Consider the following 15155-nt stretch of genomic DNA (forward strand, 5'->3'; position numbering starts at 1 on the left):
TCGCGCGGTGCGTTCAGTCTTCCTTCGACGGTGGACGCCCGGTCCCGATGAGATCGAGCGAGCGCGCCTTGACATATTCGTAGACCTGTTCGAGCTCGTCGGCGGTGAAGAAGCCGTTCCATCCCGGCATCCCCTTCGCCTCTCGCCCCTCCATCGCCACCGTGAAAAATTCGCGTCTGGTCATTCCATTAATAAGGGACTGGCGAAGATCAGGTGCATACTCACCGCCAGCGGCGTCAAAGCCATGGCAACGGAAGCAGTAGGAATTGTATTTTTCGAACCCGCCAAAGATATCGTCGGTGACAATTTTCTTGCCGTTTGACTGTTGGAAGACCTGGAAATCGACGGTAACCATCTTGCCGGCGAGGTTCTTGTACCGGTAGTGCTTGCTCGGCCCTTCCTCGAGTTTACCTTTGAGCGTGAGAATGTAGGTTGCAAGCTGCTTGGCGAGCTTGGGGCTCATGTCCTTATGCGCGGGCATCGGCACTTTTCCAAAGTCACCCACGCTGCCATTGATAATCTTGTTGGCAAGGTAGTCGGCCTTGGAGGGGTCGTGATTGTAGCGATTCGCGATCCTGATCCAGGCCGGACCCACGATGTCGCGCTTGATCGCGTGGCAAGAAAAGCAATCAAACCCGTGCGCCATAACTTCGTCAGGGCTGGCCGCTTCCTGCGCGGCCCCTCGACCCCAGCCCACGCTCGCGCAAATCGCCAGAAGAATAAAAAAAAACCGGCACCATCCCGCGGACAACATGCGACTCTCGCTCCAGCTCGCATATTGCCGCCGCCCCATTCTCACAAAGCTTCTCCCTCGACCGGATACAGGCGTACGTTGTAGCGGCGAAGAATGTCCTGAAGGGCACGTTTGTGCCGTGCGATTACCGCGTTCAACTTCTTCGCCAGCGCCTGGTCATTTTTCCGCACCCCCATCGCCATCGAAAACATGTACTGCTCGGGCGACCCGGTCACCCGCTCATTGGGAACCCGGGCCACCGTCAGGTCCGGATAATTTTTTAGGAAATATCCAATCGCGGGCTCCCAGGTGATCATCACATCGATCTTTCCGTCCTCAACCGCTTGCAGCATCGAGGCCGGCGACACTCCCTCCTGATCGCCCACCGAAAATGGAGTCGCATCAATGATCAGATCGCGGATCTTTAGTCCGTCCTCGGGCGGAGTGTCACGCTCGAATCCTATCTTGACCTTGCGCAGGATTGGTGAATCCATGCTCTCGAGATCGTAGTTTCTGGCTTTCTTCGAAACGAACACGTAGGACGACGCATAGTAGGGATCGGTCGTCAGTTCGTCCTGGTTTCCGTAGGGGATATCCATCACCGCGTCGCACTTGCCGCTATCGAGGTTGCGCGCGAGAAACTCCGAAAAGCCGCCGTGCTGGCGGTAGCTCGCCCAGGTGTAGACCAGCCGCTCGCCCAGCTCCCTGGCCACCAGTTCCGCTACCTTGTTCTCAAAGCCCTCGCCGGCGCGATTGGAGAACGGCATATAGTCCGGGTCGGTGCAGACGCGAAAATCGGCGGCCCGGGCCGAGGTCGCGGCGACGCACAGGAGGGTCAACGCAAGCGTAAGGAGAAGGGGTTGGCGCGGCATGTTCCAGGGATCCGATTGATGCGTGCGAGTTGGAAAGGAGCCGGCGGACCGTCCGTGGCCGCCGGCTCCGCATTGCCGAAGCTGCGGCTTAGAGGCTGAAAACCATCAGCGTGCCGCCGAGGTTGGTGTACTCGCCCAGCGACGCGGTCAAGCCGACCGCACCGAGGCCTTCGCTCGGCTTGGTCAGACCAGCCGCGAGCCCGATTCCGGCCCAGCCGCCGACGCCCGTGAGCACGGCGACGTACTGCTTGCCGTCATGCATATACGTGATCGGGTTGCCGATAATCCCCGAGGGGCAATGGAACTGATAAAGTATCTTGCCGCTGCGCACGTCAACGGCGCGGAACCATCCGTCGAGCGTGCCGTAGAAAGCGACGCCGCCGGCGGTGGTAAGCGCGCCGCTCCAGTCCTGAAAGGTGTCGTTGATAGCCCACTTGGTATCGCCGGTGACCGGGTCGAAGGCGATGAAACGGCCGCGTACGTTGGGCGACGCAGGGTACATATTGAGGATCGCACCGACGAACGGGAAGCCGGCCTTATATTTTACGTCGAACGCCTGGTAATCCATGCAGATGTGGTTGGTCGGGATGTAGAACAGGTGTGTTGTCGGATCGTAGGAAGACGGCTGTTCGTCCTTGTCGCCCTCGGCCGCGGGACAAATGCCCTTCACGTTCACCCCGGCCTTGGTCATTTTGGACGGATCGACGGTCGGCTTGCCGGTGGTGGAATCGATACTCGTCGCCCAGTTCACCGTAGGATCGTACTTGTGGACGGCAAGCAGCTTGCCGTTGCTGCGTTCGAGCACGTAGGCGTAACCGTTGCGGTCGAAGTGCGCGAGCGCCGGCACGGTCTGGCCGTTGACGTCGGCGTCGAACAGCACGTTCTCGTTGACCCCGTCGTAGTCCCATCCGTCGTGCGGAGTCATCTGGAACGCCCACGCGGCCACGCCCGTGTCGGGATTGCGCGCGATGAGGCTCATCGACCAGCGGTTATCACCCGGTCGCTGGGTCGGATTCCAGGTTCCCGGATTGCCGGTGCCGTAAAAAATCAGGTCGAGCTTGGGGTCGTATGAATACCAGCCCCAGGTGGTTCCGCCGCCCAGCTTCCACTCGTCGCCGCGCCAGGTCTCCAGGCTGGAGTTTTTGCCCACCGGCTTCTGGAGATTGGCGTTGATGGTCTTCTCGGGATCGAAGAGCATGCCCTCGTCGGAGCCGGCGCTGTACGCGCGCCAGACCAGCTTGCCGCTGTTGAGATCGAATGCGCTGAGGTAGCCGAGCACGCCGAATTCGCCGCCCGATACGCCGATGAGCACCTTGTCCTTGACCACCAGCGGCGCGGCGGTGACAGTCTGGCCCTTGAGCGGGTCTGCGTTGTTGGCCTTCCACAGCACCTTACCGGTCTTGGCATCAAGCGCGTAGATGTGGCCGTCGAGCGCGCTGGCGATAATCTTGCCGTCGGCGTAGGCAACGCCGCGGTTGACGACGTCGCAGCAGGCGACCGGCGGCGCGGCGGGATTCTTGGGCGGCTCGAATTTCCAGACAATCTTGCCAATGTTGTTGAGGTTTACGGCGTATACATAGTTCGGGTAGGCGCTCTCGAAAAACATCATGTCGCCGATCACCAGCGGCTGGCCCTCATGCCCGCGCAAGGTGCCGGACGACATCGTCCATGCGACGTGCAGGTCCTTCGCGTTCTGGGCGTTAATCTGATCCAACTTGCTGTAGCGGGTGATGCTGTAATTGGCGCCCGGCATCACCCACTGATTGGGATCCGTGGACATCTTCTCGAGCGCCTCGTTGGCCTGCGCGATCGAAACCGTCGCGAACAAGCCGGCCAGCACGAAACAAGCTATCCATCCGGTATGCCTTGAGCCAATTTTCATCTCGGTCCCCTCCCTGATCCAGTCAGTCGGTCATGCCCTACTCGCCGGGTGTCCTATACAGCCTGAGGCCCTGGGGCTAATTGAACCCTTCCTTTTGCGGCAGATCGTCTTTGATCTCGTACCACGGAACCTTCGAGGTGACGAAAGCGTGCCGGTAGGTATTCGCGGGATGGCCCGGGAAGGCGCCCTCGTCGATGGTGCCGGTGGCGACCGCGATAAGGTCCGGATGGTCGTCGAGGTCGAGCGTCACCGGGCAACCGCATTTCTGACAGAAGTGGCGATGCACCTTGGCGGAAGTGCTGTAGGTGCTCAGCCCTTCCTGCTTGTCGAACTTGAAGGCCGAACGGGGAAAGATCGAGAGCGTAACGAAAATAGCACCGTGGATCTTACGGCAGATCGAGCAGTGGCAGTGATGGGTGTCGACCGCAGGCGCGGAGATGGTGTAGCGCACGTTGCCGCAGTGGCATCCGCCGGTGAGCTTGAAATCCGCCATGATTCAACCCTCCTCGCGGCCGTCGAGCGGCCGATTCGTTGCCGGCTCGAGTTGTCGACCCTCAGTACTTGATCACGCTCCGAATCGAGGCGCCCTGATGCATCAGCTCGAAAGCCTTGTTGATCTCGCTCAGCGGCATGGTATGGGTGATCAGATCGTCGATATTGATTTTGCCCTGCATGTACCACTCGACGATCCTCGGCACGTCGCGCCGGCTGTGCCATCCGCCGAACGCTGTCCCCTTCCAAGTGCGGCCGGTGACGAGCTGGAACGGCCGGGTCGCGATTTCCTGCCCGGCCCCGGCGACCCCGATTATCACACTGGTGCCCCACCCGCGCCGACAGCACTCCAGCGCCTGCCGCATCAGCGTAACATTGCCGACGCACTCGAAGCTGAAATCGGCCCCGCCGCCGGTAAGGTCGACGAGATATTTGACCAGGTCGCCACCGACCTCCTTAGGATTGACGAAATGCGTCATTCCGAACTTCTCGGCGACCGCGCGCCGCGCCGGATTGATATCGACGCCGACGATCATCTCGGCGCCGACCATGCGTGCGCCCTGGATGACGTTGAGGCCGATTCCGCCGAGACCGAAAACTACTACCCGGTCGCCCACCTGGACCTTTGCGGTGTTGATTACGGCGCCCAGCCCGGTACTCACGCCGCAGCCGATGTAGCAGATTTTGTCAAACGGAGCGTCCTCGCGAACCTTGGTCACTGCAATTTCGGGAACGACCGTATAATTCGAAAAGGTCGAGGTCCCCATGTAGTGCAGCAGCGTCTGGTTGCCGAGCGAGAAGCGGCTGGTGCCGTCCGGCATCAAGCCGCGCCCCTGCGTATCACGAATCGCGGTGCACAAATTGGTCTTGCCCGACAGGCATGACGGACACTGGCGGCACTCGGGAATGTAAAGCGGAATTACATGGTCGCCCTTCTTGACCGAGGTCACCGCCTTCCCAGCTTCGACCACCACACCGGCGCCCTCATGGCCCAGGATGCACGGGAACAGGCCCTCGGGATCCGCGCCCGACAGAGTATAGGCGTCGGTATGGCAGACGCCGGTCGCCTTGAGCTCGATCAGGACCTCGTTGTCTTTGGGCGCAGCGAGGTCAACCGTCTCGAGCTTGAGCGGTTCGCCCGCTTTGAAAGCCACAGCGGCTTTGACTTTCATGGCCGTCCGTCCAATTCGCAGGGGAGTTGTGTGCGCCCGCCGCGGGTCCGAGCGCGCTCATGGGTCGCCGCGCCACGGCATCTTTGGCGGCGACGTCGTCGAGTGTATTCGGCGGCACGCGTCTCCCCAGGCCCGCGAGCGCCGACGCTGAGCGGTTTCAGCGAGTAGAGATATACATCGTGACCTCGAAGCCGTAACGGAGATCCTCGAACGTCGGCTTTGTCCATGCCATCTTGGTATTCCTCCAACAGCGGCGCCCGGTGCGCAGCGCCGCGATAAGCCGGCATCGCCACTTGCAAACGACGTACCCGGCAGGCATCACTGGAATCTGTAGCCATGAGTCGTTCAGACACACGCATTAGCGCTATATTGGATCGGTCTATCAGGCTGTCCGCTTTCTGGACAGTTAGTGAAAATTGACAGCGTTCAAACTCTTAACAAGCTATTCGTGTCCGCACGCTCGTTAACTCGGTCGGCCAATATTCCACATCCAGGCCGGGCCAATAGTCAGGTCGCGTGTCCGATGCGGCGCAGCTTCTGATACAGCGTCGTGCGCGAGACTCCAAGCCGGCGCGCCGCCGCGCTGATATTGTTTCCGCATTCCTCCATCGCGGTCAAAATCATCTGATCCTCCATCGCCCGCAGCGAGCGCTCGGCCCCCCGATGGCTGCCGCCGAGGTCAAGCGCTCCAGGCGCGCCGCGCATCTCGCCCGGCAGATCGTCCAGGCGGACCAGCGCGCCCAGGCACGCCTCGGCCCAGCGCGCACACAGGTTCTGCAGCTCGCGCACGTTGCCCGGCCATGAATAGGCGCGCAGGGCGGACTCGACCTCGGGCGAGAGCGTTAGCGCGGCGCGTCCGCTGGCGCCGCACTCGCGGGCGAGAAAGGCCTTGGCCAGCAGGACGACGTCCTCGTCGCGCTCGCGCAGCGGCGGGCACCGCACCTGCAACACGTCGAGGCGATAGTAAAGGTCGAGGCGGAATTTCCCCCGCGCCGCCAGGGCGCGGAGGTCCTCGTTGGAAGCCGCGATAATCCGCACGTCGAGCGGCTGCGGCAGCGCGCCGCCGAGCTTGGTCAAGGTGCGGGTCTCGACCACCCGCAGCAGCTTGGCCTGCAGGTCGACCGGCATCAGGGCGATTTCGTCCAGGAAGATCGTTCCGCCCTGCGCCTGCTCGAACTTGCCCCGCCCGCCTTCGCGCCGCGCGCCGGTGAACGCGCCCGGAGCGTAGCCGAACAGCTCGCTCTCGACCAGCTCGCCGGGCAAAGCGGCGCAGTTGACGGCGACGAAAGGCCCGCCTGCGCGGGCGCTCGCGTCGTGGATCGCCTGGGCGAAGAGCTCCTTGCCGGTGCCGGTTTCGCCGGTCAGCAGGACGGTACGCTCGCTGCGGGCCGCGGATTGCGCGGCGCGCACCGCCTGGCGGATGGCGCTGCTGGTGCCGAGGACGTCATCGAAGCGGGCCAGGCGCGCTGGTTCGCGCCCCGGCGCCTGCAATTCGTAGCGCTGCGCGGCGCGCGGACGCGCGTCGGCCGGACGCATGACCAGCAACGCTCCGAGCATCCGCTCGCGCGCGATCACCGGCCAGTAGTGCAGCGCCATCTCTTCGCTTTCCCACTGACCCGGCTCGTGGCGCAGCACGCCAAGGTCGGCCTTTACCCCGAGCCTCGCGAGCAGCGCTTCGAGCGGCCGATTGATCCACTCGCCGCCCCGCGCTCCGTCTTGGCCGCCGGCCAGCCGCGCCGCCTCGGTACTGAAGTGCACGATCCGGCCCTCCTCGTCCACGGCAACGATCCCCTCTCCGGGCCAGCGCCGGATCGCGCGCAGGAACTCCTCGAGCAGCGCATGGCGCCGCTCGAGCGCGACGTTGGCGAGCGCGCGTTCGATCGAGCGCGCGAGCGAGAGCGTGAAGTTGAAGGCCGAGCGATCGAGCTGGAGCGCGGGCCCCGAGATATCGACCGCGCCCAGCGCGCGCCCGCTCACCGGATCCCGCACCGGGCTGCCGTAGCAGACCCACGGATGCCAGCCCTCGCAAAAATGCTCCGGTCCGAACACGTAACAGGGACGCCCGCGCAGGAGCGCGCTACCGATACCGTTGGGCCCGACCGCGCGCTCGCACCAAAGCCCGCCCGGCGAGAGGTTGACTTCTTCCAAGCCGAGCATGGTTTTGGGATTGCCGATTTCAAGGAAAATACGCCCCTGCGCGTCCGCCAGCACGATCACGTGGCCGCTCGCCTCGACCACGTGAGCAAAATCGCCCAGCACCTGGCGGCCGGCAATCGCAAAGTCGTCGTGTTCGAAGAGCTGCGCTATCTGGTCGGGCTCGAGGCCGCGCGGCGCCCGGCGCGCGTGCGGGTCAAGATGCGCCCGTAAACACTGGCGCCAGCTCTCGAGAATGTCGCGGCGCACTCCATAGCCGCGGTCCGAGCCGCCGTTGCTGATGAATTTCTCCCATGCGCCTCGGAGCCCTGAGTACAGCTCGGCGGGGTCGCCGGAGAGCAGCGATGCCTCCGGCAGTGCGGTGGCCTTGAAGTCCACAGGCTGCCCCCTGCCCGTCGAATAGAAGAAGTACGCGCCGGCGTCAAGCCGAGGAGTGGGCCGCTCACGGCAATGCGTCGGCTGCAAGCGCGGCGTTTGTGGTGATACCGGCCTCGCGCAACTGGCGTGCGGCGTCTGCCGCGTCGGCGACAATCACCCAGCGCGGCACCGCCTGCGCGCGAATCTGTCGGCAGGCTTCGGTGATCGCGTCGGGTCCAAGCCCGCGCAAACGGCGGTTGAGCTGGCGCCGATAATCCATAGGAAGGCCGCAGACCGTGTCGCGCGCGAGCAAGTCGGCGATCTGCGCGCAGCTCTCATACGTGCCCGGCGTCCGTGCGACGAGGTAATCAACCGCGTGCCGCAACTCCTCCTCCGAACACGGCCGTGGGCCCGCGATATCGCCGACTTCGGCCGCGATCTCGGCCATCGCGGCCGCGGCGCGGTCGCGACGCACGAAGCTGCTGATCAACCACGTTCCACATTCCCGCGCGTCAATCAGCGCCGAGCGCACGCCGTAGGTCCATCCGCGCTCCTCGCGCAGTTTCAGGTTGAGCCGCGAGGCAAAGGTTCCGGCGACCACCGCGTCGGCGACCATCAACGCCTCCGCCGCAGTGCAGGCGCGCGCCACCGTTGGCAAACCCATCACGATCGCCGCCTGCTCCATCCGCGGGCGATCAACGAGCACAACGCTTTCCGGCACGCGGCTGAATTTCGAATCCGCCGCCTTTGTTGGTGGTCGATCGTCCGCGGCAGGCATGGCCACCCGCCATCGGCCCAGCGTACGCTCGAGCAGCGGCGCTGCATCCAGCGGACGCAGCGGCCCCGCCATCACCATCGTGACGCGCTCCGGCCGCAGGTTGGCGGCGTAATACTCGCGTACCTCGTTTGCCGTAAGCGCGCCGACACTTTGAGCGTTGCCCGAGCCGCTCATGGGACGCGCATATGGATGTCCTTCTCCGTACAGCGCAGGAGGCAACAGACGCGTCGCGAGCCCCAGCGGACTCTGGCGCTCATACGCGATCAACGCGAGACGCTTCTCGCGCACCCGCTCGAGGTCATCGTCGTCAAATTCCGGATTGGCGAGCAGCGCGGCGCATAGCGAGAGCACTTCGGTGACATTGGCGGCCAGTGCCGACACCTCAATCAAGGCGCCGTCGGCAAACACGCGGCCGCCGAACGAGGCCCCGAGCGACTCCTGCATGGCGTCGAGCCGTGCGCCGCCGACGCGCAGCGCTCCTTCGGCGAACATCGCCGTCGCGAGTCCGGCAAGACCGACACGCTCGCGCGTCTCCCCCGCAAAACCCCGCGCCAGGATGAATCTCAACTCGACCAGAAGCGAAGCGCTGCGCTCGGCGGCGATTACGTGCAAGCCATTGTCGAGCACGAAGTCCTTCGGCGCGGCCAACCACGACCAAGGCGAATCGGGCACCGGCGGCGGAACGATAGCGGGGCGCATCATGCCGTTTTTCTCTACGCCGCCCCGCGCAGCTCGACTACGGCGCGGTTGCGGCCGAGCCACCTGCGCGCCGCGGCGGCGACCGCTTCAGGCTCGGCTGCGGCGAAGGCGGTGATCCACGCATCAAAGGCCTGGGGTTCTCCAACAAGCATCGCAGCAAGGCCGAGCACGTCAGACTTGCTCTCCGGCCCGCCGACGCGCTCGAGACCGCGAACGAGCCGGGCGAAGATTCGCAGCCGCGCCGCGTCGACCTCGGCAGGATCCGCGCCGTCCCGAGCAAATTCCTCCAGCGCTCGCTCCGCCGCCGCTTCGATAGCGGCTAGCGGAACGCCCGCGCGCGCGGTTGTCGCAAGCACTGCCTGCGATCCGAACTCGCGCGGCCGCGTCTCGAACGTCACATCGACAGCAAGCCGCTGCCTCTCAAGAGCGCGCCACAGACGCGATGCCTTGCCGCTGGCGAACACCTCGCATGCGAGCTGGTACGCAGCCAGGTCGGACGAAGCGAAGCGCGGCCCGTTCCAAGCCAGATACAGGCGACTTTGCCCGCCTTGCTCAATTATTGTTCGCCGCCGGCTGCCTTCGATCGCAGGGTTCGCGCCATCGGCGCGATCAACCAATCCGCTTCCGCCGGGAAGCGATTCGAAATGGCGCCGCACCAGATCGATCGCGGAGCCCGGCTCGACGGCGCCGGCGATCACGACCGCGGCGTTGCCCGCGCAATGGCGCGTCTCGATCCAATTACGCACGTCGTCCGTGGAAATGTTGTCGAGTTGTTCCAGAACGCCATCGGGCGGATGCGCGTAGGGATGGCCTGGGCGATGCGCCAGGCTGGCGATTGCCGCGGGCACGCGCCCGTAGCGATCGCCGGCACGCTGGCGCAGCTCGTTGCGGACGACCTCGCGCTGGCGCGCGATCTTCTCATCGTCGAGCGCGGCGGCCAGATGTCCCATCCGGTCGGCCTCCATCCGCAGCGCGAATTCCAAGGCCCATGCGGGCACGGTCGCAAAATACGCGCTGTAATCCTCCCTCACGTACGCATTCATCCAAGTCGCGCCGATCCGCTCGAACGGCGCGAAGTACGAACCGGGAGCGGCGGACGTGCCCGTGAACATCAGGTGCTCGCACAGATGGGCGAGGCCGGCACGGGATTCGGGTTCCTCGCGCGAACCCGCGCGGTAAGCAACATGGATGGCGACGAGCGGCGAGCGCGCATCGCGATGGGTGACGACGGCAAGGCCGTTGGAAAGCCGCGCCGCGCGCGCGGGAACGCACGCGGCTTTCCAATCGATCGGTGCCATGCGAAACGTGGCTCAGCGCGAGCTCAACTCGCGCGAGTTGCGGTCGTCGCGGAACGTCAGCGGCCTCTCCGCCGTCGCGCCGCCCGAGTGGCCCTGCGCGCGCTCCACCGCCTCAGCGACGCGGTAGTGCTCCGGCGAGAGATCGCACACCGGATCGGTATCGGCCGGATCTCCCGTCAGCAGGAAAGCCTGGCAGCGGCAGCCGCCGAAGTCCTTGAAACGCTCGGCGCAGGTGCGGCACGGTTCGCGCATCCAGTCGAAGCCGCGAAAGCGGTTGAAGGCGGGCGACTCGTACCAGATCCAGCGCATGTCATGTTCGGCCACGCGCGGAAACTCGAAGCCGGGCAGCATGCGCGCCTGATGGCACGGCAGGGCGATACCGTCGGCCGTCACCACCATGAATACCGAGCCCCATCCGTTCATGCACGGCTTGGGTCGGCGCTCGAAGTAGTCGGGCACCACGAAATACACCTTGACCGACGAGCCCGCGCGCTCGCGGAAGCGGCGCGTCGCCTCCTCGGCACGCCGAAGCTGTTCGCGCGTCGGCAGCAGATGGTGCCGATTGAGAAACGCCCATCCGTAGTACTGGGTATTCGCAAGTTCGAGATACTCCACGCCCAGCCGTTCGGCCATGTCGAGAATCTGTTCAATGTGATCGAGGTTCTGGCGATGGAGTACGACGTTGAGCACCATCGGGTAGCCGTGCCGCTTGATGAGCCGCGCCAGGTTCAGCTTGAGGTCGAAAGTGCGCGTGTGGCTGAGGAAATCATTGAGCTCGCGGGTCGAGTCCTGGAAGCTGAGCTGGATATGGTCGAGGCCGGCCTCGCGCAGCCGCGCGATCCGGCCTTCGTCGAGGCCCACGCCGGAAGTTATGAGGTTGGTGTAGTAGCCGAGCGTATGCGCCTGGCCAACCAGGGTTTCGAGATCCTCGCGCGTAAGCGGCTCGCCGCCTGAGAATCCCAACTGCACCGCGCCCAGTTCGCGCGCCTCGCGCAAGACCTTGAGCCACGCCGCGGTCGGCAGTTCGGCGCCGTGGCGGATGTAGTCGACCGGGTTGGAGCAGAATACGCAGTGCAGGGGACAGCGGTAGGTGAGCTCCGCGAGCAACCACAGCGGACTACCTGCCCGGGACTTCGATCCATCCTCTTGCATAGGCGGCATTGAGAAATTCGATCACGTCGGCGCGCAAGTCGGCGCCGGGAAACGCCTGCTCGAGGCTCCGGATGACCTCGGCAATCGACGCGCGGCCGTCAATCCGTTTCATGATCTCGCCCGCGCTCGCCGACAGCTTCACCATCCCCTCGGGATACAATATCACATACGCCTGCTGCGCCGCCTCCCACTGGAGCCGGCAGCGCGCCGGAATCACCGGAACGTCCGCGGACACAAGTCTCACAGCCATCGTCGAAGCCCGCCTTGCCTAATACGCCGCCTGGACCGCGTCGAGCAGCGCCCACAGCACGTCGAGCTTGAACTGAAGGATCTCCAGCGCCCGCTCCTGCTGCGCGCGGGTTTTGAAATAGTCGAGCGTGACCGCGAGCCCGTGCTCGACGTCGCGCCGGGCCTGGGAAAGCCGCGAGCGGAAATACTCCAAGCCCTCGGGCTTGATCCACGGATAATGCCGGGGCCAGGTCGCCAGGCGATCGCGATGGGCCTGCGGAGCAAACATCTCGGTCAGCGACGAGCAGACCGCTTCCTGCCACGGGCGGGTGCGCGCGAAGTTGACGTAGGCGTCAACCGCGAAGCGCACCGCGGGCAGCACCAGGCGCAGCGAAGTCAACTCAGTGCGCTCGATGCCGCACGCCTCGCCGAGCCGGATCCAGGCCTCGATACCGCCCTCCTCGTCGACCGTGCCGTCCTGGTCGAGGATGCGCTGGATCCACAGGCGGCGCACCTCGCGGTCGGGACAGTTGGAGAGGATCGCGCCGTCCTTCATCGGGATATTGAACTGGTAGTAGAAGCGATTGGCGACCCATCCGCGGATCTGCGCGGGCGTCAGTTGGCCCTCGTTCATCCTGATGTGGAACGGATGGTGGATGTGGTAGCGCGACTCCTTTGCGCGCAGCTTGTGCTCGAATTCCTCCCGGCTCCACGGCCTGTCGTCCGCTTGCGCGCTCACAGCGAGATCTCCATCCCATCAAAGGCGACCTCGATACCGGCCCGTTCGAGTTCGCGCCGCTGCGCGGAATCCTCGTCGAGAATCGGGTTGGTGTTGTTGATATGGATCAGCACCTTGCGTGCGTGTGGCAGCTTCTTCAGCCATGAGAGCATTCCGTCCTCGCCCGACTGCGCCAGATGCCCCATCTCGAGCGCGCGTTTGCGTCCCGCGCCGAGCCGGATCATCTCGTCATCGGTCCAGAAGGTCCCGTCAACCATTACGCAGTCGGCGCGGCTCATGCACCGCCATACCTCCGGCTCGATCTCCGCGAGTCCTGGCGCGTAAAAGACCGACCTGCCGCTTACCGCGTTGACCATCATCAGCGCGATATTGTCGCCCGGCTGCGGGGTCTCGCGATGGGGCGAATACGGCGGCGCCTTGCTCTTGACCGCGACGGCGGTGAACTCGACGCCCTCGACGCCCGGGACGCCAAAGGGCGCGCCGCCGACGGGGCGGATTTCGTGCCAGGTGACGCCGCAGTAGCTCTCGAGCATGCGCAAGAGCGGATTGCCGGTCGTCAGGTCTTCGCGCACGCTCGCCGTGCAATAGACCTCGAGCCGCGCGCCCTCGCGCAGCATTGCCAACCCCAGCGTGTGATCGATCTGGCTGTCGACCAGGATTACGGCGCGGATCCCGGTGTCGCGCATCGCGCGCGCCGGCTGGAGCTGCGGCAGAGACTTGAGCTGCGTCAGCAGGTCGGGCGAGGCATTGATTAACGCCCAATTGGCGGAATCGGAGCTGACGGCGATCGAGGACTGGGTGCGCGGCCTCGCGCGTACGGTTCCCGAGCGTACTCCGCGGCAATTGCGGCAGTTACAGTTCCATTGGGGAAACCCGCCGCCCGCGCCGGCGCCGAGAACCAGGATTGTCATTTAAAGCGCTCGCGCGCAGCGTATCCGCGCGGAGCTCGCGCCCCCGCCGCGCAACAACTCGGGAGGGGCTGCGAGTAGGTGAGAAAGCGCCGAGACGCTGTCGCGCTTCGGCGCTTCACCACAGCCTAACGGTTCCAGATGTACATCGTGACTTCGAAACCGAACCGCAGCTCTGTAAATTCGGGTTTGCTCCAGACCATCGCAATCCCTCCTGACGCTAATAACGACGGCGGCAGGCTCGCCGCCTCACGACCCCAAATTGATCACAATTTGTCCAAAACGTCAAATCAGCCTCCGGCAAAGCCCAGAGCGATTCACCCTGCGAGCGCTCATCGCCCCGCCTCGCCGCGGCCCGGCGTGCGCGCTTCGGCCGGCGCTTGTCGCTCCTCGGGAGCCGGAATCGCGCGGAAAAAGCCCCAGTACATTGCGGCGGTCGAGCCTTGGAGGATCGCCGCCAGCGCGATCGGACTTGCCAGCCATAGCGTGGCCATCATCAGCCCGGCGAAGTACGGGCTCACCAGCGAGGTAATCTGCAACGGAACGTTGGTCAGGCCGGCCGCGGTCGCCCGCTCACGCGGCTCAATCAGGCCCATCAGATATGACTGGCGCACCGGAATCCACAGCGCGCCGCTGACCGCGCGCAGCGTGTACATGCACGCGGCACCGAGGAAGCTCGGCATCAGGACGGTGGCAAGCAAAAAGGCCGCCGAAATTGCGCGCGCCCATACCACGGTGCTGACCGCGCCAAGCAGACGGCTGATACGCCCGACGAGCAGGTTGGGCACGCCCGCCGCCAGATTGATCACGAAAAAGAGCTGTCCGAGCTGCGCCGCGTTCACCGCGAAGCGCCGATAGAACCAGTACACCACGAACGGCCCGAGCATCCCGACCGCGAGCCCGTTGACTCCGTTGATCGCCGCAAAGCGCAGGACCAACCACCACGACTCGCGCGACAGTCCCAGCCTGCGTCCGCTCCCTGGGGCGTCGGACGTCGCAGCCGACAGGTTGCGGGTATTCGCGGGCGGCACGGCGAGCGTCTGTGTGCGCGCGGCTTCGTGGACCGGCATCGTTACCGCCGCCATCACGACGCCCAGCACGGCAACGATCCAGAAAACGGCTCTGAACCCGCCCAATACCGACGCTCCGAAGTGGACGCGCGCCAGCATCGGCAACGCCGCCATCAGGCTGCCGAAGGCTCCCGCGACAACTCCGACGAAAGCCAGCGCGCCGAAGGCCGTGGTCCGCGCCCGGTCGCTGCTATGCTCGGCGACCAGCGCCTGCTCGGCCGGATAGTACGGTCCAACCGACGCGCCGGCCCCGGCCGGTCCCGTGCGACCGACCGTGCCCATCGCTGCCGCCAGCATCAACAGCGCGAAGCTGTGCGCGAGCGCGAACGCGACTCCAGCGGCGGTCGTGAGAAGCGACATCGCGATCAGCAGATTGCGCCGGCCGAAGCGGTCGGAGAGAAAGCCGACGGCCGCCGCCAGCGCAGCGCTCGCCAGCGCCGCCGCGGTGAACAAGTAGCCCAGGTCGAGCGCGCCGAAGCCGAGAAAGGCGACGTAGATCGGCACCACGATCGTCAGGCAGCTCTGGGTCAGGCTGCGCAGCGCGCGGCCTACGAAGAGCAGCGCCAGGTCGCGATTGAGCCATGCAGGCAACGACATCGCTCGCCCCCGCGCAGCGCAGTA

13 protein-coding genes are annotated in these 15155 nt (G+C 64.9%); all 13 read right to left on the minus strand.

The features are described 5' to 3' along the window. Positions 1–13: 13 nt before the first annotated feature. The 13 genes from VFB33_17150 to VFB33_17210 all read right to left on the minus strand — a co-directional run bounded on the left by VFB33_17150 (position 14) and on the right by VFB33_17210 (position 15131). The gene (locus VFB33_17150) at positions 14–793 is read right to left on the minus strand and encodes a c-type cytochrome (GenBank protein ID HZO83424.1); all 780 of its coding nucleotides are present in this window, start codon (positions 791–793) and stop codon (positions 14–16) included. Between the two features lie 2 nt (positions 794–795). Further along, positions 796–1605 carry a quinoprotein dehydrogenase-associated putative ABC transporter substrate-binding protein gene (locus VFB33_17155; protein ID HZO83425.1) on the minus strand — a complete coding sequence of 270 codons (810 nt, stop codon included), beginning with the start codon at positions 1603–1605 and terminating at the stop codon, positions 796–798. An 88-nt stretch (positions 1606–1693) separates the two neighbouring features. Next, on the minus strand, positions 1694–3487 hold the full coding sequence (locus tag VFB33_17160) for a methanol/ethanol family PQQ-dependent dehydrogenase (protein ID HZO83426.1): 1794 nt from the start codon (positions 3485–3487) through the stop codon (positions 1694–1696). A 76-nt stretch (positions 3488–3563) separates the two neighbouring features. Next, positions 3564–3980, minus strand: a complete 417-nt coding sequence (locus VFB33_17165; GenBank protein HZO83427.1) for a GFA family protein — start codon at positions 3978–3980, stop codon at positions 3564–3566. Positions 3981–4041: 61 nt separating this feature from the next. Continuing rightward, complete coding sequence (locus VFB33_17170) at positions 4042–5151, minus strand: S-(hydroxymethyl)glutathione dehydrogenase/class III alcohol dehydrogenase (protein HZO83428.1); 1110 nt, start codon at positions 5149–5151, stop codon at positions 4042–4044. Between the two features lie 507 nt (positions 5152–5658). Beyond that, positions 5659–7683, minus strand: coding sequence for a sigma 54-interacting transcriptional regulator (locus tag VFB33_17175; protein HZO83429.1), 2025 nt, complete (start codon positions 7681–7683; stop codon positions 5659–5661). A 64-nt stretch (positions 7684–7747) separates the two neighbouring features. Then, positions 7748–9142, minus strand: coding sequence for a pitrilysin family protein (locus VFB33_17180; protein HZO83430.1), 1395 nt, complete (start codon positions 9140–9142; stop codon positions 7748–7750). An 11-nt stretch (positions 9143–9153) separates the two neighbouring features. Further along, entirely contained in the window at positions 9154–10437 is a 1284-nt protein-coding gene (locus VFB33_17185; GenBank protein ID HZO83431.1) for a pitrilysin family protein, read from the minus strand. A gap of 12 nt (positions 10438–10449) precedes the next feature. Beyond that, complete coding sequence (gene pqqE, locus VFB33_17190; GenBank protein ID HZO83432.1) at positions 10450–11544, minus strand: pyrroloquinoline quinone biosynthesis protein PqqE; 1095 nt, start codon at positions 11542–11544, stop codon at positions 10450–10452. A 10-nt stretch (positions 11545–11554) separates the two neighbouring features. Next, positions 11555–11839, minus strand: coding sequence for a pyrroloquinoline quinone biosynthesis peptide chaperone PqqD (pqqD, locus tag VFB33_17195; GenBank protein HZO83433.1), 285 nt, complete (start codon positions 11837–11839; stop codon positions 11555–11557). An 18-nt stretch (positions 11840–11857) separates the two neighbouring features. Further along, entirely contained in the window at positions 11858–12556 is a 699-nt protein-coding gene (gene pqqC, locus VFB33_17200; GenBank protein ID HZO83434.1) for a pyrroloquinoline-quinone synthase PqqC, read from the minus strand. Beyond that, a complete protein-coding gene (pqqB, locus tag VFB33_17205) occupies positions 12553–13467 on the minus strand; it encodes a pyrroloquinoline quinone biosynthesis protein PqqB (GenBank protein ID HZO83435.1) in 915 nt (304 codons plus the stop codon). Before pqqB ends, pqqC begins: the two co-directional genes overlap by 4 nt. 329 nt (positions 13468–13796) lie before the next feature. Further along, positions 13797–15131, minus strand: coding sequence for an MFS transporter (locus VFB33_17210; protein HZO83436.1), 1335 nt, complete (start codon positions 15129–15131; stop codon positions 13797–13799). Between the last annotated feature and the right edge of the window lie 24 nt (positions 15132–15155).

It is taken from the genome of Candidatus Binataceae bacterium, from assembly GCA_035650475.1.
GTDB lineage: Bacteria > Desulfobacterota > Binatia > Binatales > Binataceae > JAKAVN01.

Coding starts and splice junctions, on each gene's coding strand:
- VFB33_17150 (HZO83424.1), bottom strand. CDS start 793: ATGGGGCGGCGGCAATATGCGAGCTGGAGCGAGAGTCGCATGTTGTCC.
- VFB33_17155 (HZO83425.1), bottom strand. CDS start 1,605: ATGCCGCGCCAACCCCTTCTCCTTACGCTTGCGTTGACCCTCCTGTGC.
- VFB33_17160 (HZO83426.1), bottom strand. CDS start 3,487: ATGAAAATTGGCTCAAGGCATACCGGATGGATAGCTTGTTTCGTGCTG.
- VFB33_17165 (HZO83427.1), bottom strand. CDS start 3,980: ATGGCGGATTTCAAGCTCACCGGCGGATGCCACTGCGGCAACGTGCGC.
- VFB33_17170 (HZO83428.1), bottom strand. CDS start 5,151: ATGAAAGTCAAAGCCGCTGTGGCTTTCAAAGCGGGCGAACCGCTCAAG.
- VFB33_17180 (HZO83430.1), bottom strand. CDS start 9,142: ATGATGCGCCCCGCTATCGTTCCGCCGCCGGTGCCCGATTCGCCTTGG.
- VFB33_17185 (HZO83431.1), bottom strand. CDS start 10,437: ATGGCACCGATCGATTGGAAAGCCGCGTGCGTTCCCGCGCGCGCGGCG.
- pqqD (HZO83433.1), bottom strand. CDS start 11,839: ATGGCTGTGAGACTTGTGTCCGCGGACGTTCCGGTGATTCCGGCGCGC.
- pqqB (HZO83435.1), bottom strand. CDS start 13,467: ATGACAATCCTGGTTCTCGGCGCCGGCGCGGGCGGCGGGTTTCCCCAA.
- VFB33_17210 (HZO83436.1), bottom strand. CDS start 15,131: ATGTCGTTGCCTGCATGGCTCAATCGCGACCTGGCGCTGCTCTTCGTA.